Source organism: Rhodanobacter aciditrophus (genome assembly GCF_042679525.1).
GTDB classification, from domain to species: Bacteria; Pseudomonadota; Gammaproteobacteria; order Pseudomonadales; family Marinomonadaceae; genus Marinomonas; species Marinomonas aciditrophus.
In genome coordinates, this window is the sequence record NZ_JBHTMN010000011.1 from 384,647 (window position 1) to 402,761 (window position 18,115).

The 18,115-nt window shown below is 44.1% G+C and carries 20 protein-coding genes; 8 read left to right on the top strand and 12 right to left on the bottom strand.

Annotated features, from left to right (window positions below; translation table 11 throughout):
- Positions 1-32: 32 nt before the first annotated feature.
- The 6 genes from ACFQ45_RS10790 to ACFQ45_RS10815 all read right to left on the bottom strand — a co-directional run bounded on the left by ACFQ45_RS10790 (position 33) and on the right by ACFQ45_RS10815 (position 4,248).
- Positions 33-536 (bottom strand): DUF411 domain-containing protein, encoded by a 504-nt coding sequence (locus ACFQ45_RS10790; RefSeq protein ID WP_377367526.1) that lies wholly within the window; start codon positions 534-536, stop codon positions 33-35.
- Between the two features lie 42 nt (positions 537-578).
- Positions 579-938, bottom strand: coding sequence for a hypothetical protein (locus tag ACFQ45_RS10795; protein WP_377367528.1), 360 nt, complete (start codon positions 936-938; stop codon positions 579-581).
- Positions 939-961: 23 nt separating this feature from the next.
- Positions 962-1,462: a GNAT family N-acetyltransferase gene (locus tag ACFQ45_RS10800; RefSeq protein WP_377367530.1), complete on the bottom strand. Its 501-nt coding sequence runs from the start codon at positions 1,460-1,462 to the stop codon at positions 962-964.
- Positions 1,463-1,623: 161 nt separating this feature from the next.
- Positions 1,624-2,154 (bottom strand): YqaA family protein, encoded by a 531-nt coding sequence (locus ACFQ45_RS10805; RefSeq protein WP_377367531.1) that lies wholly within the window; start codon positions 2,152-2,154, stop codon positions 1,624-1,626.
- A 276-nt stretch (positions 2,155-2,430) separates the two neighbouring features.
- Entirely contained in the window at positions 2,431-3,267 is an 837-nt protein-coding gene (locus ACFQ45_RS10810; protein ID WP_377367533.1) for a mechanosensitive ion channel family protein, read from the bottom strand.
- A gap of 12 nt (positions 3,268-3,279) precedes the next feature.
- Positions 3,280-4,248: a calcium/sodium antiporter gene (locus ACFQ45_RS10815; RefSeq protein WP_377367535.1), complete on the bottom strand. Its 969-nt coding sequence runs from the start codon at positions 4,246-4,248 to the stop codon at positions 3,280-3,282.
- Between the two features lie 495 nt (positions 4,249-4,743).
- Between ACFQ45_RS10815 and ACFQ45_RS10820 the strand changes: the two genes are divergently transcribed.
- On the top strand, positions 4,744-5,496 hold the full coding sequence (locus tag ACFQ45_RS10820) for a sulfite exporter TauE/SafE family protein (protein WP_377367537.1): 753 nt from the start codon (positions 4,744-4,746) through the stop codon (positions 5,494-5,496).
- A gap of 60 nt (positions 5,497-5,556) precedes the next feature.
- Here the strand turns inward: ACFQ45_RS10820 and ACFQ45_RS10825 are convergent, their stop codons facing one another.
- Complete coding sequence (locus ACFQ45_RS10825; RefSeq protein ID WP_377367539.1) at positions 5,557-5,841, bottom strand: putative quinol monooxygenase; 285 nt, start codon at positions 5,839-5,841, stop codon at positions 5,557-5,559.
- Positions 5,842-5,949: 108 nt separating this feature from the next.
- Entirely contained in the window at positions 5,950-6,465 is a 516-nt protein-coding gene (locus ACFQ45_RS10830; protein WP_377367541.1) for a lactoylglutathione lyase family protein, read from the bottom strand.
- 92 nt (positions 6,466-6,557) lie between these two features.
- On the opposite strand from ACFQ45_RS10830, the gene ACFQ45_RS10835 reads away from it, so the two are divergent.
- Positions 6,558-7,430, top strand: coding sequence for a LysR family transcriptional regulator (locus ACFQ45_RS10835; protein ID WP_377367543.1), 873 nt, complete (start codon positions 6,558-6,560; stop codon positions 7,428-7,430).
- A gap of 10 nt (positions 7,431-7,440) precedes the next feature.
- Here ACFQ45_RS10835 and ACFQ45_RS10840 read toward each other — a convergent pair whose 3' ends face one another.
- Both ACFQ45_RS10840 and ACFQ45_RS10845 read right to left on the bottom strand, forming a co-directional pair.
- Complete coding sequence (locus ACFQ45_RS10840) at positions 7,441-7,686, bottom strand: hypothetical protein (RefSeq protein WP_377367545.1); 246 nt, start codon at positions 7,684-7,686, stop codon at positions 7,441-7,443.
- Between the two features lie 31 nt (positions 7,687-7,717).
- Complete coding sequence (locus ACFQ45_RS10845; RefSeq protein WP_377367547.1) at positions 7,718-8,254, bottom strand: DUF924 family protein; 537 nt, start codon at positions 8,252-8,254, stop codon at positions 7,718-7,720.
- A gap of 95 nt (positions 8,255-8,349) precedes the next feature.
- Here ACFQ45_RS10845 and gvpU point away from each other — a divergent pair, with 95 nt between their 5' ends.
- The 3 genes from gvpU (at position 8,350) to ACFQ45_RS10860 (ending at position 11,484) form a co-directional block, all read left to right on the top strand.
- Positions 8,350-8,781, top strand: a complete 432-nt coding sequence (gene gvpU / locus ACFQ45_RS10850; protein WP_377367549.1) for a gas vesicle accessory protein GvpU — start codon at positions 8,350-8,352, stop codon at positions 8,779-8,781.
- Between the two features lie 136 nt (positions 8,782-8,917).
- Positions 8,918-10,441 (top strand): histidine-type phosphatase, encoded by a 1,524-nt coding sequence (locus ACFQ45_RS10855; protein ID WP_377367551.1) that lies wholly within the window; start codon positions 8,918-8,920, stop codon positions 10,439-10,441.
- A gap of 116 nt (positions 10,442-10,557) precedes the next feature.
- Positions 10,558-11,484 carry a porin gene (locus ACFQ45_RS10860; RefSeq protein ID WP_377367553.1) on the top strand — a complete coding sequence of 309 codons (927 nt, stop codon included), beginning with the start codon at positions 10,558-10,560 and terminating at the stop codon, positions 11,482-11,484.
- Positions 11,485-11,558: 74 nt separating this feature from the next.
- On the opposite strand, the gene ACFQ45_RS10865 is transcribed toward ACFQ45_RS10860, so the two are convergent.
- The gene (locus ACFQ45_RS10865) at positions 11,559-11,939 is read right to left on the bottom strand and encodes an MAPEG family protein (RefSeq protein WP_377367555.1); all 381 of its coding nucleotides are present in this window, start codon (positions 11,937-11,939) and stop codon (positions 11,559-11,561) included.
- A 190-nt stretch (positions 11,940-12,129) separates the two neighbouring features.
- Here ACFQ45_RS10865 and ACFQ45_RS10870 point away from each other — a divergent pair, with 190 nt between their 5' ends.
- Both ACFQ45_RS10870 and ACFQ45_RS10875 read left to right on the top strand, forming a co-directional pair.
- Positions 12,130-13,329: a multidrug effflux MFS transporter gene (locus tag ACFQ45_RS10870; RefSeq protein WP_377367557.1), complete on the top strand. Its 1,200-nt coding sequence runs from the start codon at positions 12,130-12,132 to the stop codon at positions 13,327-13,329.
- Between the two features lie 263 nt (positions 13,330-13,592).
- Complete coding sequence (locus tag ACFQ45_RS10875) at positions 13,593-15,551, top strand: BCCT family transporter (RefSeq protein ID WP_377367559.1); 1,959 nt, start codon at positions 13,593-13,595, stop codon at positions 15,549-15,551.
- Between the two features lie 100 nt (positions 15,552-15,651).
- Here the strand turns inward: ACFQ45_RS10875 and ACFQ45_RS10880 are convergent, their stop codons facing one another.
- Complete coding sequence (locus tag ACFQ45_RS10880) at positions 15,652-16,479, bottom strand: hypothetical protein (protein ID WP_377367561.1); 828 nt, start codon at positions 16,477-16,479, stop codon at positions 15,652-15,654.
- A gap of 203 nt (positions 16,480-16,682) precedes the next feature.
- Here ACFQ45_RS10880 and ACFQ45_RS10885 point away from each other — a divergent pair, with 203 nt between their 5' ends.
- Positions 16,683-17,810, top strand: coding sequence for an App1 family protein (locus ACFQ45_RS10885; RefSeq protein WP_377367563.1), 1,128 nt, complete (start codon positions 16,683-16,685; stop codon positions 17,808-17,810).
- The last annotated feature ends 305 nt before the right edge of the window (positions 17,811-18,115 follow it).

Below are 18,115 nucleotides of genomic sequence, written 5' to 3' on the forward strand. Positions count from 1 at the left end.
CCTTTTATAAAACGATCTAAAACTTAAATAAATTAGACCTGATCTTCCGGTGACATGACGTTAGCATACTCACTGAGGCTGCCATCGTCGTGCAAAAGATGCACCGCATAAGGCATGAATTGACCGTTATATTCCATTCCAGGAGAGCCCACTGGCATGGCGGGCACAACCAGCCCTTTTGTCTTAGGCGTTGGGTTAGCCAAATATTGCTGAATAAACTTAGCTGGAATATGACCTTCAAATACATACCCATCCTTTGACACAGCCGTATGGCAAGAGCGTGCATTCCCTGGAATTCCTAACTCAGACTTCAATAGATTAAGGTTAGCAGGATGACTCACTTTGGTTTGAGCCCCATGCATTTGCATATGTTCAACCCAACCACTGCAACAACCGCATGTAGGACTCTTGTGCACCAGCAGCATTTCACCTTTCGTAAATACCTCTGATGAGTCCGTGGCGTGGACTGATCCAGTAAACAAAGAACCTTGTAACGTAACTACAGCGACAAACGCCAACGATGTCATTGATTTCATAGCTTTTCTCCAAATTGATTATAAAAAGATTTAACAAAAGGGTTAAATCCTCTGCTTTGGAGGGCGCTCTAGTGGCTCAATACGATTCAAGGGTTTGGAATATGGCAGCCAGTGCGCCATAGAATGCCTAGGGAACGACGGAGGTTTGAACAGTGACAACACAGCACCAAACACGGAACATCCACAGTCATTGTCATGAGCTTCGGTCACACAACAATCCTCTTTATCATGGATAGACATGTCCATCCCCATACTGAAGACCGTAGCAGGTTGACTTGCAGTCATAATCTCAACCGCTTTTGCACCATTTACTAAGAGCGCAAAAGACAGCATCAGAATAAAAATAGAGATAAGCGGCGTTCGTTTCATGAATTGGTTTATGATGTTGTTCATATTGGACATTACATGGATTCCAATAATCTCTTCTAGTTCCATTCTTGTAATGATAATTGCCAATATGCCACCGACCATTTCTGACCAAATTTGACACCAATATCTCGGAACACACCGGCTTCCTTGAATCCAAATGATTGGTGCAGCTTAAGACTTGCTTCGTTAGGTAAGGCTATAACCCCAATAGCATGCTGGAAACCTTGCTCTTTCAAGCCGGAAAGTAGCGTCCGATATAGCTTAGACCCAACCCCCTCACCGACTGCATCCTTCGAAACGTAAACAGAAGGCTCAACCGTAAAGCGATAGGCGGATCTCGATTTCCAAGGACTGGCATAAGCGTAACCAAGGACTTTTCCATGTTTCTCTGCAATCAGCCAAGGCAACCCTTTCTCTAAGACTTCTGACACACGTTGTGCCATTTGCGAAGGTGTCACCGGCTCTTCTTCGAAGGAAATACTCGTGTGAATCACATAATGGTTGTACAGAGCTGTGATCCCTTCGATATCTAAATCATGCACATCACGAATTATCATAGACACCTCATCTCGGTTAAGCAGTACTCCCTATGACAGCAGATTCTTCATGGTTTTAAAATACAAAACGGGGCCAATGCCCCGTTTTAGAGATATAAACTAACGTAATTGCACTCTAAAGTTCGCCCTGAACACTGGTCATTACAACTCACTACGTAGACTCATTTCAACAGGACGGATGCAGCCCAAGCCCCTAGTACTAATAGGGTTAGCATCACCATGGATTTTGTTTTGTGTTGCTTAATCAAATCTTCTGCTTTGTTACCAGCAAAGTACACCACTGACGCCAAACCAAAATATCGGATAGACCGCGCAATGACTGTTGCGGCAAGAAAACCTATGATCGAATACTGTGTCGCACCGGCAGCTAACATAGCAATTTGAAAAGGTATGGGTACTATTCCTAGCGTTAAAACAAACCAGAAACCTTGGCTTTCCATTTTGCTCTTAACCATTTCAAATTGCTCTGGATTAGAAAAGGTTTCGATGACCCAATCTCCCACCAAATCAAATAAAAAATAGCCTAAGCCATAACCTGCCAATGCGCCAATAAGACAGCCTAAAGTAGCCATCAATGCAATCAGCCATAGCTTTTCTCGACTAGCTTGCATCAGTGGTACCATCACAGCTTCTAAAGGAATGGGCACCACAGTCGATTCTAAAAACGATGCCACCATAATTGCTGGCAACATGCGCTTCGAATCCACCATTTTTTGAGTGCTATGCTCTAGTTTTTTCACTATTTTTATCAATGCGCATGCCCTTTATTGTCACAAATTCAATATGTAACTTAGAGGTTAAAGGGCGAACGAATGACTTAAAAGGCTAACCTGTTATTTTGATCATTCTTACCACAGATCCTACACCTTTCTTATAGTCTATGTATCTTCCAATTGATCGAATAATCCATATGACAGGACATGAAAAAAGGCCTCCTAGGAGGCCTTTAGAGACATAAAACTGGGCAATTAAGCCACGTTCTTTGGTGCATGGTTGTACACATGCAAATCCCGTTGCGGGAATGGAATAGTAAGGCCTGCCGCTTCTATACGTAGCTTGGCGTCTTTTTGAATCGCCCAATAGGCGTCCCAGTACTTGTCAGTCGGTGCCCAAGCACGCAACTGCAAATTGACAGAACTGTCAGCCAGCATATGAACGATCACTTGTGGCGCAGGATCTTTAAGTAGAACCTCGTATTCAGCCGCCAGATCTAGTAACGCTTTCATACCTACATCAATAGAATCTTCATAAGAAATCCCTACCGTAATATCCATACGGCGACGGCTATTGCGAGTAAAGTTCTTGATCGTAGAACCCCACACCACGCTATTGGGGCTAGAAATGTAGAGACCATCTGCCGTTTCAAAAATGGACGTAAACAAGCCGATGTCTTTCACCGTGCCCATAATGCCACTAAATTCGACAAACTCGCCCTTTTTAATAGGCTTTAGAAACAAGATCATAATACCCGCAGCAATATTACTTAGGGTATCTTTAAGTGCTAAACCTACGGCTAAGCCCGCCGCACCCACCAGAGCAACCAGACTCGCAGTGTTCACACCAAACAAGTCTAGTATGATCACCAAGGCCACTAAATAAACAGTATATGCCGCAACCTTTGACAATAGATTAGAAACGATCTCGTCATTCTTGCTCATGCGCGAAGCACTGGCGAAGACCCCCTTGCGCACCACTTTAGATAAAATAGATGCAGCAACCAGAATAACCAGGGTCAATAGTGCATTGCGTCCCATATCAAAAATTTGGCTCTCATAGGTTTGATAAAATGACATCAAACTTTCCACGACTTGCTCCTTTTATAAACTGCCTGACACAAGATAAGCGTTATACCCCACATAGCAGAGTAACAATAAGCCACCCTCGTAACGGTTGATTACGCGAGTCTGACGTAAACGTACAGATACCAACAAGAGTAAAACCGTTAGGCCAATCATAGCCATCCAATCACGCCAGAAGACCTCAGAACCGATATTTGCGATTGGCTCAATCGCCCCAGCAATACCGACAACGGCGAGAGTGTTAAACATATTAGAACCGACCACGTTACCAATGGCGAGATCGTGTTCACCTTTACGAACCGCAGCGATGGAGGCCGCCAACTCTGGTAGAGAAGTACCCAGCGCCACAATCGTTAGACCGATAATAAGATCACTGACACCTAATAGAGAGGCGATTTCTACAGAGCCCCAAACCAGCATTCGTGAACTGATGACCAACACCACTAGACCAAGAACTAATGTAATAATGGATTTAGTTAATGAGGACTCTTTTTCCGGTAGGTCTGCTTCCATATCCGCTTCTAACGCATCCCCCTTGCCGTTCAAAGCAGCATAAATCTGCCAGCCGAACACCAAGAAAAACACCACTAATAAGCCAACAGCCTCTAAGGTGCTTACTTCAAAATCCCATAACATGGCACCAAGAATAAAAGAGATCAGCAGTAGAATGGGTAGCTCTTTACGAACAATGGTGGAATGCACAGCAATCGGAGCGATAACCGCCGTCACCCCCAAGATCAAGCTGATGTTAACGATGTTAGAGCCTATGGCATTACCAAGAGCTAAGGCAGGATTTCCATCAATCGCAGCCATGGCCGATACCACCATTTCAGGGGCAGAGGTACCAAAACCCACCACCAACATACCGATTAACAAAGGCGGCATGCCACTGTATTGAGCAACGGATGAAGCCCCTTCGACAAACTTGTCAGCACTTTTTATCAGTAAGAAAAAACCAACAATGATGGCAATAATAGGTAGGATCATAAGACACCTCCTTGTACGTAAAGTACGGAAGGCGAAGCAAAATAGGCGTCAGCCGATGATAGGTAGGTTTTCACGATAAGTACTCTTGTTAGCGGACAGGCTTGATTCCTAAGCAACACCCACGTCCTGTCCGCACGCGAATATTGCTTAAGTCTTGCCAATACACTTAGTACGTAAACACCACGAGCGTAGGCTCGGAGACTGTTGGCGTTTACTCTTCGGTTTCCCAAAGAAGGCTACTCCCCTAAACAGGCTTGAGTCTAAACAATCCTAACCATAAACACCACAGGTAACTGATAAGAGATTCTAATGGCATTACAAGGATAGGTATTTTGTAGGTTTTGAATTCAACACAAAGGAAATTCTATGGACAGTGACAAAATACGCCACATAAGAATGGGAATAAAATATTCCACGATATAGCATTACGGAATATTTATTTAATTTTGGTGTTGACAAAGTGATAGGTAAACGCCGTTAAGAAAAGGAGTTTTCATGTCAGATACAGTATTACTTATCCTAGCAGCCCTCATTGTAGGGGTTTCAAAGGGTGGCTTGTCTTCTGCTGCCGCCATTGCCGTGCCAATGCTAGCGTTGTTTATGAATCCAGTTAAAGCGGCAGCGATTTTATTACCCGTCTACATCGTCACAGACTGGATTGGTGTCTGGCTCTATCGCCATAATTTTTCTCTACGCAATGTACTGATACTCACCCCATCGATCTTACTGGGTGTTGGGATTGCAACCTTGATTACCCCCTACACACCAGAATATGCCCTACTCATTTTCACCGGTGCCATTGGTCTCTGGTACGGAATTAAATCTTGGCTTGGGAATAGATCCGGCGATAGTTCACCTCAACCAGCGCACATTGCCCCAGGTATTTTTTGGGGCACTTTGACTGGTATTGCTAGCTTTATCACCCACTCTGGCGCGCCACCAGCACAAGCTTATTTATTGCCTCAGAAACTCCCAAAGTTAGAATTCGCAGGTACTATCGCCATCTCTTTTGCCATTGGTAATGTGGTGAAGATCCCAGCCTATTTTGCTATTGGTCAATTAGATGGTTTGAATTGGGGGCTAGTCAGTATCCTCGCCGGTACAGGGATATTAGGTACTTTCTTTGGCCGATGGTTAACTTCAAAACTAAAAGATCAAACCTACATAAAAGTCATACAGATCTTGCTGTTCATCCTTTCCATTCTTTTGTTATTCCGTGGTGGTCAAGAACTACTATCACATTTTTAAAAGACATAAAAAAAGGCCCCTTGATCTTACAAGGGGCCTTTTTAATCAGTCGATACAGGCTTAACTTTCTTCAATGACCTCAAAGGTCAATGACTTGTGGAACTGCTCATGAAAGGCAATGAACTCTTTCGTATGGGCCTCTTCCATATGGGCATCATGGGCTGCTTTAGAAGTAAAGCATTCTATGAACACAAGCTTATTCGGGTCATCGGTACAGGTAAAAAAGTCATAGGCTAAACAGCCTTCTTCTGCTCGAGTGGCGGCCTGAGCTTTAGGGGCCACCTCAAGAATCTTATCCAGTGTATTTGGTTGTAATTCAATAGTGATTAAAAATTTGTACATCATCAGCTTCCTTATTGAAACAAGAATATCATCACGTTAAATCATCCTCACCAGACACACCAGTCCTTTTGATTTTTGGACAAGACAGACCTATAAGACAATTGGGTAGCTTTAGTATGCCCCTGCACTGTAGGTCAACTCATAACTATGACTGTAAATTTCAAGAATATTGCCAAAAGGATCTTCCATATAAATCATTCGATAAGGCTTTTCCCCTGGGTAATAGTAACGGGGCTCCTTCATACGTTTTTTGCCCCCTGCAGCGACGATTTTATCAGCTAACTCTTCTAGATTTGGGTCCTGCACACAAAAATGAAATACCCCTGTCTTCCAGTATTCAAAATTATTCTCTGGGTTTTCTTGGTTATCAAATTCAAACAGTTCTACCCCGATACGATCTCCGGTAGACAAATGAGCTATTCGAAAACGTTTCCATCCAACGCCAAAAACGTCAGTACACATTTCACCAATAGCACTGTCATCTTCGATAATTTCGGAAGGTTTCATAATTAGGTACCAGCCCAGTACTTCCGTATAGAAGTGAACTGCATTCTCTAAATCCGGTACAGAAATGCCAATATGGGAAAAGCTTCTTGGGTATGATGACTGTGTGGTCGTATTAGACATAATGCCTCCTCGTTTATGTATTGGAGAAAGCGTACCTCTGTGGCATCATCTCGTGAAATTATCATTAATAATAAAGTTGAGTAATCTAGCTAATGATTAATCCGAATTTATTGAAGAGCTTCGTGACACTATGCGAGACAAAGCACTTTACCCTCGCTGCGGAGCAATGTCATATGACCCAATCCGGATTGAGCCAGCATATTAAAAAACTGGAATCTCAACTCAATGTTGAACTGATTCATCGGCACGCAAAGCGTTTTGAATTAACGCCTGCAGGTGAACGTTTATTGGAGCAAGCCCAGCACATATTAGGGTGCCTCACTGAGCTTCCAGAGCAAATTAGAGAAGACGAACCTTATCGCGGGACAGTTAAAATCATGTCCCCTGGAAGTGTGGGCTTAAAACTATATCCAGTTTTATTGACCTTGCAGCAATCACATCCCGAATTAGTGATTGAGTATCGATTTGCCCCAAACAAAGACATTGCAGAAGCAGTGAAAACAAAACAGATTGACATTGGCCTTACCAGTGAACAGGTGGATCAACATGTTTTAACCTATGACCCCCTTGCATCGGAACCCCTACTATTAGTGACCCCAGAGTTCATCACAGCACCTAGCTGGGACGCATTGAGCACGATCGGATTCATCCATCACCCAGATGGCGCGTATCATGGAAACCTCCTATTGGGGGCAAACTACCCTGAATTTCAGCACGTGAATCAATTGCCCAATCGAGGGTTTTCTAATCAGATAGGATTAATTTTAGAACCCGTTAGTAGAGGATTAGGGTTCACTGTTCTGCCTGCCCACGCGGTATCCGCCTTCAGTCCAGCAGAAAAGATTAGGCAACACACTTTGACCCACCCTATTTGGGAACCCCTATTCATATGCCAAGGTAAACATCAGCCCTACACTAAAGCGGTGAATACTGTTAAGAAGGCTATTAAGGAAGTGCTCTCATAAAGGTTAATAACTAGATATTAGAGTTTGCTACCTGAGCGGTAAGGTTTTCACGATCTAGTGTAGGGTGCTGCTCAAATAACGGATTAATAATGTTTTCCCAAATCTCGAAAATGACTTTACCAATTTGCAATCGGTAATCTCTGTATTCATCTTCTGAAACGTGTTCTTTTACTTGGCTAAGTGTCTTTTCTAGACGCTCAACCACTAAAAATTGTTGCTTGATGACCTCTTCAGCAAGCATTGTATTTGTGAACATAAAAGGTTCCTTAAGTCGCCTTGATACTAGATTAAAACCCAGAGTTAGGCTGTTTTAAAAATTCCAATTCTTCGTCAGTAGAAACACGGCCCAGAATCTCATTACGATGGGGATATCGACCAAATCTTTCTATGATTGCCTTATGACGTTTTTCAAACTCCAGAGAGTTATCTAAACCGAGGGATTCAAATAGCCCTACTGCCTGTTCATGTATCACTAATGACTCAGAATGCATAAACGGCATATAGAGAAAGCTTCGCTCAATTTCTGACAGTTCAAGATCCTGCCCTTTTTCAATAGCACATTGCGCCAAAGCTAACGCCATAGGATCCGCTGCAAAAGATTCCGGCTGATCTCGATAAACATTACGAGAAAACTGATCCAGCAGAATTATTTCTGCCAATGCTCCCTTGGCTTCGCTACGCCATGGGGCCAACTCACCGGCTTTTGCCTGAGCGAGAAGCTCTGTAAAACGGAATGTAATCAATTTGTCGAAGGCGTCATCCTTTTCAAACCACTGCTTAGGAGTGATTTCGTTAAACCAAAAATCTAATACTTCTTGCCACATAGGAACGCCTTTCCTTCTTTGTACTTTTTGCCAAATAGACTAAATTTAAAAACAGCATAACGTTAAACCTTGTTAGATCAATATGTAGGGATCACATGAGCGAAAATAAAGCATCAGTCACCGAAGTGGTAAACGTAGATGATAAAGATTGGTTTTTACAGGATCTGATTGAAATAGCGAATAGCGGTAAAATGAGTTTCGATATCACCCTAACCGTTGGTGGATTTCTTGTCTCTGGCACATTAATTGGCGGCAAAGAATACTTCCAAGGTTTTGGTGAAGAATTCTCTTTTGGCTTAAAAGGCGAAGCCGCTGAGAAGGTTAAAGCGGCGTTTTCAAAGAACGGCGATGTGTATGCTAACAAAAGCGAACCCGCCCTCGCCCCTAGCTATATTCATCTTAAGAACGCTCACTTTTTCCATACCTCTGGCACCCCCGTACCTGAAAATCGTGGCGTATGGTGGCGCGGCCGCATCTCTGAAGTTTCAGGCTTTTCACTGGGGGCTCTCATAAACGATGGCCCCTAGTGAACAACCTTTGAAACACACCAAGGGAAGCACAAAACATCTTGATCGTAATATGACTGTCACCTTATCCCACTAATCTTCCTTGCTTGAAAATGGGCAGTTACCGAGTCCGTTACATTAATATCAAGGAAGATATATGCGTTACCCCATATTATTCACTACAGCCATTTCAGTTTTGGGCCTCAACCTTGAGCGCGCTCACTCTAGTGAGTATTTCTATAGCAGCAAAGCCATCTACAAAGCTGAACAGAACTCTGCCCGCTACGAAGCTGCTCCAGATGGTTTTGAGCCCTTCTATACTCAACTTGTACAACGACATGGTGCCCGGGGACTTTCCAGCCCTAAATATGACATTCTCACCAAACAAGTTTGGAACCTTGCCCAAGAACGTGGTCAATTGACGCCATTAGGTCAAAAACTCGGCCCTATCACTGATCAAGTCATCGCAGCGAATAACACCCTAGGTTATGGGTTGTTAACTCAAATCGGAGAAGAAGAGACCGCTGGTATAGCACACCGTATGGCTCAACGATTGTCACCTTTACTCACTCAAAGTGGCATCCAATCTCCTATCTGCATCCAAGTCCAGACATCCGGTAAAGAACGTGCTAACCAAACTGCCCACTACTTTATGACGGCACTGGCTAATAACGTGGACTTCGTAAACGACGACCCAGCAAAGTGTTATCAGAATCAACCAAACCCAAACCAGATCGATAGCCAACTGATAAACAAATTTGAGCTCTATTCCCATAAAACAGACCCACAAAAGAGCACAAAATACCAAGCCTATTCTGATAACTATCAAGCTTATAAAGCCTTCCAAGAATCTGACAAGCTAAATGACGTACTGGATCAACTGGACCAACTACCACAAACCAAAGCCATAGCACGGCAAATGCTTGAGCGCCTTTACACCAAGGAATACGTTGATTTTTTAGAGCACCAGGTATCGAAGGATAAGCAATGTGATGTTAAAGCCGACAATTGCTTCAAGACCAATACTAGGATGCCCGGCGAAACGGAAGATGATTGGAAATACGTGCAACACGAAGTTGATGCCGCACTCATGCTTTATAACATGTTTATCATTGGACCAGGCATGCTACGTGAAGCTCAACAGCAAGGTAATATCTGGAATCTAGAGCAGTTCATCACACCTGAAGAATCCGCATGGTTTTCCTACCTTTCTGATGCTGAAGACTTTTACGAAAAAGGCCCAAGTTTTTCAGATAATAACGGGGTAACTTTCAATATTGCCAAGCCTTTGCTTGCAGACATGTTTAGTGAAATGAAGCGCGCACTCGATAATGAAGGCCAACCTAAAAAGCTCGCTAAACTACGCTTTGCCCACGCGGAACAAATCATGCCCCTAGCAGCCTTGCTAAAAGTGAATGGCAGCCAACAACCCGCTCACCCCGATGAGCTCTACAGCCAAGAAAACAACCCATGGCGAGGTGATTGGGTCACCCCTTATTCCGCCAACATACAATGGGATTTGTACCGCAACCCCATAAGTGGCCAAGCATTAGTCAAAATGCTCTACAACGAAAAAGAGACCCTCTTTAAAAGTGATTGTCAGCCGGTCCCCGGCACTCAGTTTTATTACAGTCTGACGGAATTAGAGCAGTGCTACAGCGAAGAATTGACCCTTCCATAGAAGGACAATATCGATCTTGAAAGAGATCACCTAACTAAGCAAAGCGAACCAGAGAGTTTCTATAGGATGTGGAAATTCTGATTTGCCAAACTTCAAATTGAAAAGGGAATTTTAATATGAAAAAGACGCTTATTGCCTCGAGTATCATGACAGCGCTAACGGGTACATCGGCTTCGGCGGCGACCATCGCTGAAAAAGATGGCTTCAAATATGAGTTAAATGGCGATTTGCAGGTACAACTCCAAAAAGATAACGGTGACGATAAACACCTATACGTTAACTTTGATGATGTAGAGTTCGATAATAAAATCTCCTACCAACTTGATGACCACCTAACGGCTTTAGGTCGCATCAAATTTGACTTTAAAGATTCAGCCAATGATAAAAAAGGTAAAACCTCAGACCTTGATGAAGCCTTCTTAGGTTTTAAGTACCACAACACTACCGCTACCATTGGTAAGCAGGATTATGCATCGGACCACTTTGGTATTGCCGAAGACTATGAAATGTCATCTGAAGACGTCGCATTTGGGAAAACTAAAGGCGATGATGTCTTGGCGCTGGATATCGATCTAAACCGCCTCAATATCGTATTGTCCACAGAACTCAGAGCAGAAGAGGAAGACAGTGAGGACGAGCAGTCATTTGACCTGTTTGCTTCCTACGGAACAGATGTCTTTGAATTAGCCGTTGCCTACCAAAAAAGAGAGCAATCCCTGCATGGTGACGAAAAGCACGCCTATGGTATCAGTGCAGCCTTTGATGCAGGGTTTGCTACCTTTGCAGCGGATTATTCTGAAGCAGAAGACGAACTCGAGGTGTATAACGTGGTGAGCTTATTTGATGTGGCAGACCGAACTCGCATGGCCATTGGTTTTGTTAACAATAAGCCTACTGACGATAAAGAAACCAATGAGTGGTACGCCAACGTCACCTACGAATTCAGCAAATTTAAAAATGTTAGAGTCTTTGGGGAGCTTTCTAATTCAGATGCTGACGATTCAGAATTGGGCTATATGATGGGAACCCGCATTAAATTCTGATTTGTCATTTGAGAACCCTTTAATAAATTTAAGGGCTCTTTACGAGCCCCTTTTTATCTATAAGTCCTATACGGCTACAGAAAATATTTTATTAGGATACAAGCTGAGCAGATGAGCATAACTAAAAAAGTCATTACCATGCCTGTTTGACGAAAAGCCAGCGTTTCTCTACGTTGACTAACGCCATAAGCGTGAAGTACACGACCTAGACACAATAGAACTCCGAGGATATGAACCAACAGTGGTGCGCCATTCATGGTTTCATACATCCACAACAACAAAAGCGCAAATGGAACGTATTCACCAAAATTTCCCTGTACACGAATGGCCCGGGTTAATTGCTTTTGCTCTCCATCACCGATCCCTACTTTAAATGCGATGCGTAATCGAATTACACGAAGACTCAAGAATATATAAAGCAATGCCAGCAATGCAGCATAGATAGGAGTAACCATAGTATCTTCCTTGATTAAAAAGTAATCTGAATCTTACTCTTAGGTCTTTTGTTGCACAACTCGCTGATAGTGCTGTTTTCTAGTCGAAGTTTGGAATTAACCACGATTATTCCCCATGTTATGGCTTACATAGACTTTAAAATGGATATATAGTTGACTTTATCAACCAGTTAACTAAAAACGGACATCTATGAACAAATATCACGGCTTTTTAATCATACTTCTCGGGCTACTTGCAGGCTTAGGTCCATTGTGTACCGACCTTTACTTGCCAGCATTACCCAATATCACCTCTGAGTTAGGCAGCACCACAGCGACTTCGCAATTTACTCTGACGACAGCCCTTTTTGGGCTGGGTATCGGGCAATTAGTCTTTGGTCCATTAAGTGACAAATTTGGGCGTAAAATCCCTCTTTTAATGTCACTACTGCTGTTTGTTGGCGCTTCTATTTGGTGTGCTCTGGCAACAGATATGCAGCAACTGATTATTGCTCGCTTCATACAAGGTTTAGCAGGATCTGGAGGAGCAGTATTATCACGCGCCATCGCTCGGGACTTGTATTCAGGAGCAGATTTAACACGCTTTTTCGCACTACTCATGGCAGTGAATGGCTTAGCTCCGATTGCCGCCCCTATCATTGGTGGCTTTCAATTAGAGTACACCCCATGGCAGGGATTATTTATTAGCCTAGCCGTTATTGCAGGGGGTCTTGCGCTCGTATCTACAGTGGGCCTTAAAGAAACTCTTAAACCAGAGCATATCAGCCAGCAATCTATGGCTAAGGGGATAAAAGAAGTTTTAAGTAACCGTTCTTTTATTGGGATGAGCCTCGCCCAAGGTTTTGTGTTTGCAGGCATGTTCGCTTACATTGCGGCATCGTCCTACGTGTTTCAAGAGCAGTTTGAGTTGTCACCTCAAGCCTATAGTTATGTCTTCGGATTAAATGGCTTTGGTATGATCATTTCGGCAGGTATCGTCGCCAAACTGGCACGCCATCATGGGGAAACGTCTGTCATTAACTACACAATCTCTCTTGCTGTATTAAGTGCTGCCTGTCTGTTTGCTGTGAGTTTGCTTGACTCCCCTTTGTTATTGGTTGTGCCTGTTCTGCTTGTAACCATTGCTTTTACCAGCGCATTGGCAACCCTCATCAACTCCAAGGCCATGCAGAAACTCCACAAAAACGCTGGGGTGGGTTCAGCTGTCCTTGGGGCGACAATGTTCGCCTTTGGTGGAGTTTCATCTCCTTTAACGGGGATTAACGGTACCAGTTTAATTTCTATGTCTATCGTCGTTTTGACATGTTATGCCCTTGGTGCTTTGTCTTGGTTTTTCATTGCAAAGATCAACAAGCCTTACGTAAACACTGATGGCATCCCCGCTAAGTAAGCAGAATTCTCCGAGGTATTTGGTAGGCCGTGTTCTCTCAATTGGACAGAACACGGCCACCAGAACATGTCACCTCACTATGGATTCCCCCCTGATTACAAATCCCTTACCTTTCATTTGAGATACCCTACTATTTCAAAAATTACTTAGATATCTAATTATTTACTCAGTCTTGGGCTTGATAATTATCTGTTCTTTTGTGACAGTCATGTCAAAAAGGAGGATCGTTTATGACCCATTTCAAGCAGGCAAGGATAGGGGCAATGCTACTACCAGTATTTGTTCCCACGGCCATTGTGACACTACTTTTAATCATTGGAACTCTAAGTAATCCAGAACTCGCTGGACAAGCATTTCAAAGTGCTCTCGCATGGATAACGAATACTTTTGGTTGGTTCTACATGCTAGCAACCGCCATATTCTTAGTATTCCTAATTTGTATCGGCTTTAGTAGCTGGGGCAACATCCGGTTGGGGCCGGATCACGCCGACCCGGACTACAGCTTCCCTGCTTGGTTTGCCATGCTGTTTTCTGCCGGTTACGGCATCGCCTTACTTTTCTTTGGCGTCGCTGAACCAGTATTACATTTCTCTCAACCCCCTAATGCGGTACCAGAAACCATTGGCGCTGCCCGGGAAGCCATGCAAATCGCCTACTTCCATTGGGGGCTTCATATTTGGGGCATCTATGGACTGATGGGGCTGGTGCTGGCCTATTTCACCTTCCGTCATGGTTTACCCTTATCGGTTCGTTCAGCCCTTTATCCCCTTATTGGTGACCGCATTTACGGCCCTATTGGCCATGTTGTGGATATTTTCGCCATCTTGGGTACCCTTTTTGGCTTGGCTACCACTCTTGGCCTATCCGTTACTCAGATCAACGCTGGCTTACACTATTTGTGGGAAGACATACCAATCAGTACCACAGTTCAGATAACGTCCATCGTTCTAATCACTATTGCAGCCATTGGTTCAGTCGTTGCCGGTATGGATAAAGGGGTCAAAAACCTATCCATCTTAAACATGGTGTTAGCAGTCTTCATCATGACCATAGTGTTTTTAGTCGGGCCAAGTATTCATATCTTGGATGCCTTCGTACAAAACACAGGCTCTTACTTAAGCAATATTGTTGAGCGCACATTCAACTTACAAGCCTATACCCAAAGTGATTGGATCGGTAATTGGACCCTATTTATCTTTGCTTGGACCATTGCATGGGCACCGTTTGTTGGTCTTTTTATCGCTAAAATCAGCCGTGGTCGCACTATTCGCCAATTTATCTTTGGTGTTTTGGCTGTGCCGACCATTTTTACGTTTTTATGGTTCTCCATCTTTGGTGACACTGCTTTACACCTCATCATGTCGGAAGGTAAAGATGTCTTAATAGGCGAAGTGCAAGCAGACCATTCTGTGGCCCTGTTCCAGTTTTATGATTTGCTACCTTGGTCAAGCTTCTTGTCTGTGGTAACAGTGTTCTTGATCATCACTTTCTTTGTTACCTCATCGGACTCAGGTTCCTTGGTCGTGGATTCTTTGGCCTCAGGGGGTGCTCTAGAAACACCAGTGTGGCAACGAGTATTTTGGGCATCTTTAGAAGGTGCAATTGCTGCAACCCTACTTTTGGCTGGCGGTTTAAGCGCCTTACAGACCATGAGTATCCTTGCCGCCCTACCATTTGCCATCATAATGCTGATTTCTGCGGTTGGACTTTGGCGTGCTTTAGTCATCGAAGGACACCGAGGTGCTGCAGTGGAAGCCGCTGCCACACCAGCCAGAGCCTTCAGTAATGACGGTAACTGGCGCAAGCGTCTTAGCACTTTGTTTAAATTCCCAGGGGAAGCCAAGGTCACTCACTTCATTAAGGAAGTGGTAGAGCCTGCTATGGAAGAAGTACAAAAGGAACTGGCAGTACATGGCTGGAATGCCAATATCACACGAGAAGAAAAAGGCGTGACCTTTCAGCTTGAGCGTGATGAGAAATTGGACTTTTTCTACCAGGTCGTTGCCACCGAGCATGAAATACCGGAAGCCCACAGTGATCACTCTAAATATGACACTCACTGGCAAGCAGACGTCTATATCCGTAATGGTGCCTTAGGCTACGAGTTGTTTGGCTGTAGTAAAGATGAAGTCATCCGTGACCTCATTGATCAGCTTGAGCAATACTTCAATTTCGTTGATGCCGCACCAGGGCAATTGCCTTGGAACACGGTAACGGACTAATACATACAAATGAAAAACAAAAGGGAGCCATATTTGGCTCCCTTTTTCATTGAATAATGCTCGCCTGACTTCCATGGAAGTCAAAGAGTCACTTAGTGGTTTAAAGCTCAGCGTTTTTCGGGCACACCACCTGTCCAGCTTTGACGTGATACATCTCGATTTCTGGATGGCTAAAGAATCCCATCTCCCACGGATTCTTAGCAATAAACAACTCTTGGATTTGGGTGAATACAGGTGACTGCTTGGGGATTTGATACGCCTGACCACGCACAATACTGTAATTCCATTCAATGGCATGTTCAAAAGTAAATGTTGAGCGACCGTCTATCGCGAAATAACAGCGATTATCCTTTTGCAGTAACTGCCCTTTAAATGTACTAGGTAAAGTTATGAAAAAGATATCGTCGTCTACGGAGGATAAAAAAGCCATGACCGTAGAGTGAGGCTGACCATTAGCATAGGTTAGTAGAACACCGATCTTATTCTCCTGCTCTTCTAAATCCATAACTGGCGCCTTAGTCAGAGGAGAAATCGGTAGTGGCTTCAACTCTCTGTCATCTTCTGGAAATTGGTAACCGTCCTCGGTAATTTCCTTAACAACAGAGACGCCGTAATAGACTTGATAATCCAACGCCTTAACGATTACCTCTCGTTCACTCACTGACTGAACAGTTCCTTTAAAAGATGAACGATAAACCGACAGATCAGCATCGTATTCAGAAACACCTGTGCGATTATCCAGATGAAGAGTTACCGCTTGCTCTACCGATAAAGCATGACCATTAGCGAAACGCACTTTTAGATGCACATCATCAAGAATTTCCACACCACAGATGTAAACATCCATTCCAAACATACTGTCCTGATATGTGCCCAGCACACCGATAACATGTTTGCCAATCAAATCATTTAGCGCTTTATGTTCCATGATTCCTACTCTTGAAGCGGTTTTCTGAATTATAGCTAAGGTTGTTTCATGGCGGCACAAGTCATGCATCATTCCAATGATATTTAGCAAAAGAATAATCGCGGGGATGAGATGTTAGAATACCCTATAAGCCTCTGATACAATCCCATTTTCCAGACCGCACTAAGCATTCAGATAGCACTGAGACTGATATAAGGCCCACAATGCAAAAGACGACTCGAAGGTTGCTGTATCGTTCCCTTAGACGTTGCGCCACCCTCATACATCGCTACAAACGTTGGCGTGGTTATTCTCCTGTGACTGTTCAGCCTTATATGACCTACGGCACCTCTGAAGAACTTTGGGTAGCTGGCAGGCTCCTCGAAGCGAAAGGCATTCAAGGGCACATCGAAGACAGCAACTGGAAAAACTTCCTCCACATGATGCGCCGCTACCGCAGTAGCGAAATCCCCTTCACCCGGATCAATATCACACTTGAAGGTGAAGTACATTCGGCGAAAACCGATGCCCACGGCTATTTCCACTACCATTGGAAAAGACCAGCGAAAGACAGCGTCAAGCAGCCATGGACGGAGCTGATGCTACAGCCAACGGATGCTGAAATCGCCAAAGCTCAACCCTATACCATTGCGGAAGTGTCCGTACCTAATGACAACGTAGAATTTGGTGTTGTCAGCGATGTGGACGACACTATCATGCAAACCGGCGCAACCAGCTTTCTGCGTCACGCCAAAACCGTATTACTTAACAATGCCCACAGCCGTGTCTTGCTTCCCGGCACTTCTGAGTTCTACAAAGCCCTTCAAAAAGGTGTCTCTGGGAAAGCGAACAACCCTTTTTATTATGTCTCCAGTAGTCCTTGGAACATCTACGACCTGATTGCCGAATTCATCCATCTAAATGGTTTACCCAAAGGCCCAGTCCTACTAAAAGACTTTGGTTTGCGTGAAGATCGCTGGTTCAAGAGCGGCCACGAGAGTTACAAAACAGGCCGTATTGAAGCCATATTAAAGACCTACCCTAGTCTCAAACTGGTGTTGATTGGCGACTCTGGGCAAAAAGACGTATACGCCTACCTTCAGGTAGCAAAAGATTTCCCCGACCGTATCTTGGCCGTCTACATCCGTGACCTAACACCTGATAACCGCTCTGAAAAAATGATGGCAGCGGTGTCTGAATATGCTGATTACCAAGTCCCCTTCGCTTTTATCCGAGATGCGGGAGATGCCGTAGAACACGCTCGGTCGCTTAACCTAGTGACCCATGAAGCAGCTGAGAAAGTTAAACAGGATGCGGAAGAGGATCAGAAGCAGCAGAATGACAGAAATTAGCCTTAGATGGCTAAATAGCGATGTGCCATGTGTTTAGTTGGCGCACTTTTTAATTGGTAATTGTCTGATTCGTGGCTCGAGAAGAGACAGGCGCAAGCCAATTGAAGTACATGGGATAGCGCCACCAACAGTAGTCTCAGAGCACCAACTCTGTCGAGCTAAAGTTCGACCTACAAATGATAGTCTGTTTGGTGCTTCTGGCTGGCATCTGGGTTGCTAGTCTTGTCGCGAATGAAATTCGCTTATATGGACCCGCCCGACTGTTGCAAGCTATCTAGACGTCACAGAATAAAGTTGCACGCTTA

Excerpts from the sequence above, each read along its gene's own strand:
- ACFQ45_RS10790 (WP_377367526.1), bottom strand. The coding sequence starts at position 536 with ATGAAATCAATGACATCGTTGGCGTTTGTCGCTGTAGTTACGTTACAA.
- ACFQ45_RS10795 (WP_377367528.1), bottom strand. The coding sequence starts at position 938 with ATGTCCAATATGAACAACATCATAAACCAATTCATGAAACGAACGCCG.
- ACFQ45_RS10800 (WP_377367530.1), bottom strand. The coding sequence starts at position 1,462 with ATGATAATTCGTGATGTGCATGATTTAGATATCGAAGGGATCACAGCT.
- ACFQ45_RS10805 (WP_377367531.1), bottom strand. The coding sequence starts at position 2,154 with ATGTTGCCAGCAATTATGGTGGCATCGTTTTTAGAATCGACTGTGGTG.
- ACFQ45_RS10815 (WP_377367535.1), bottom strand. The coding sequence starts at position 4,248 with ATGATCCTACCTATTATTGCCATCATTGTTGGTTTTTTCTTACTGATA.
- ACFQ45_RS10820 (WP_377367537.1), top strand. The coding sequence starts at position 4,744 with ATGTCAGATACAGTATTACTTATCCTAGCAGCCCTCATTGTAGGGGTT.
- ACFQ45_RS10825 (WP_377367539.1), bottom strand. The coding sequence starts at position 5,841 with ATGATGTACAAATTTTTAATCACTATTGAATTACAACCAAATACACTG.
- ACFQ45_RS10830 (WP_377367541.1), bottom strand. The coding sequence starts at position 6,465 with ATGTCTAATACGACCACACAGTCATCATACCCAAGAAGCTTTTCCCAT.
- ACFQ45_RS10835 (WP_377367543.1), top strand. The coding sequence starts at position 6,558 with ATGATTAATCCGAATTTATTGAAGAGCTTCGTGACACTATGCGAGACA.
- ACFQ45_RS10840 (WP_377367545.1), bottom strand. The coding sequence starts at position 7,686 with ATGTTCACAAATACAATGCTTGCTGAAGAGGTCATCAAGCAACAATTT.
- ACFQ45_RS10845 (WP_377367547.1), bottom strand. The coding sequence starts at position 8,254 with ATGTGGCAAGAAGTATTAGATTTTTGGTTTAACGAAATCACTCCTAAG.
- gvpU (WP_377367549.1), top strand. The coding sequence starts at position 8,350 with ATGAGCGAAAATAAAGCATCAGTCACCGAAGTGGTAAACGTAGATGAT.
- ACFQ45_RS10855 (WP_377367551.1), top strand. The coding sequence starts at position 8,918 with ATGCGTTACCCCATATTATTCACTACAGCCATTTCAGTTTTGGGCCTC.
- ACFQ45_RS10860 (WP_377367553.1), top strand. The coding sequence starts at position 10,558 with ATGAAAAAGACGCTTATTGCCTCGAGTATCATGACAGCGCTAACGGGT.
- ACFQ45_RS10865 (WP_377367555.1), bottom strand. The coding sequence starts at position 11,939 with ATGGTTACTCCTATCTATGCTGCATTGCTGGCATTGCTTTATATATTC.
- ACFQ45_RS10870 (WP_377367557.1), top strand. The coding sequence starts at position 12,130 with ATGAACAAATATCACGGCTTTTTAATCATACTTCTCGGGCTACTTGCA.
- ACFQ45_RS10875 (WP_377367559.1), top strand. The coding sequence starts at position 13,593 with ATGCTACTACCAGTATTTGTTCCCACGGCCATTGTGACACTACTTTTA.
- ACFQ45_RS10880 (WP_377367561.1), bottom strand. The coding sequence starts at position 16,479 with ATGGAACATAAAGCGCTAAATGATTTGATTGGCAAACATGTTATCGGT.
- ACFQ45_RS10885 (WP_377367563.1), top strand. The coding sequence starts at position 16,683 with ATGCAAAAGACGACTCGAAGGTTGCTGTATCGTTCCCTTAGACGTTGC.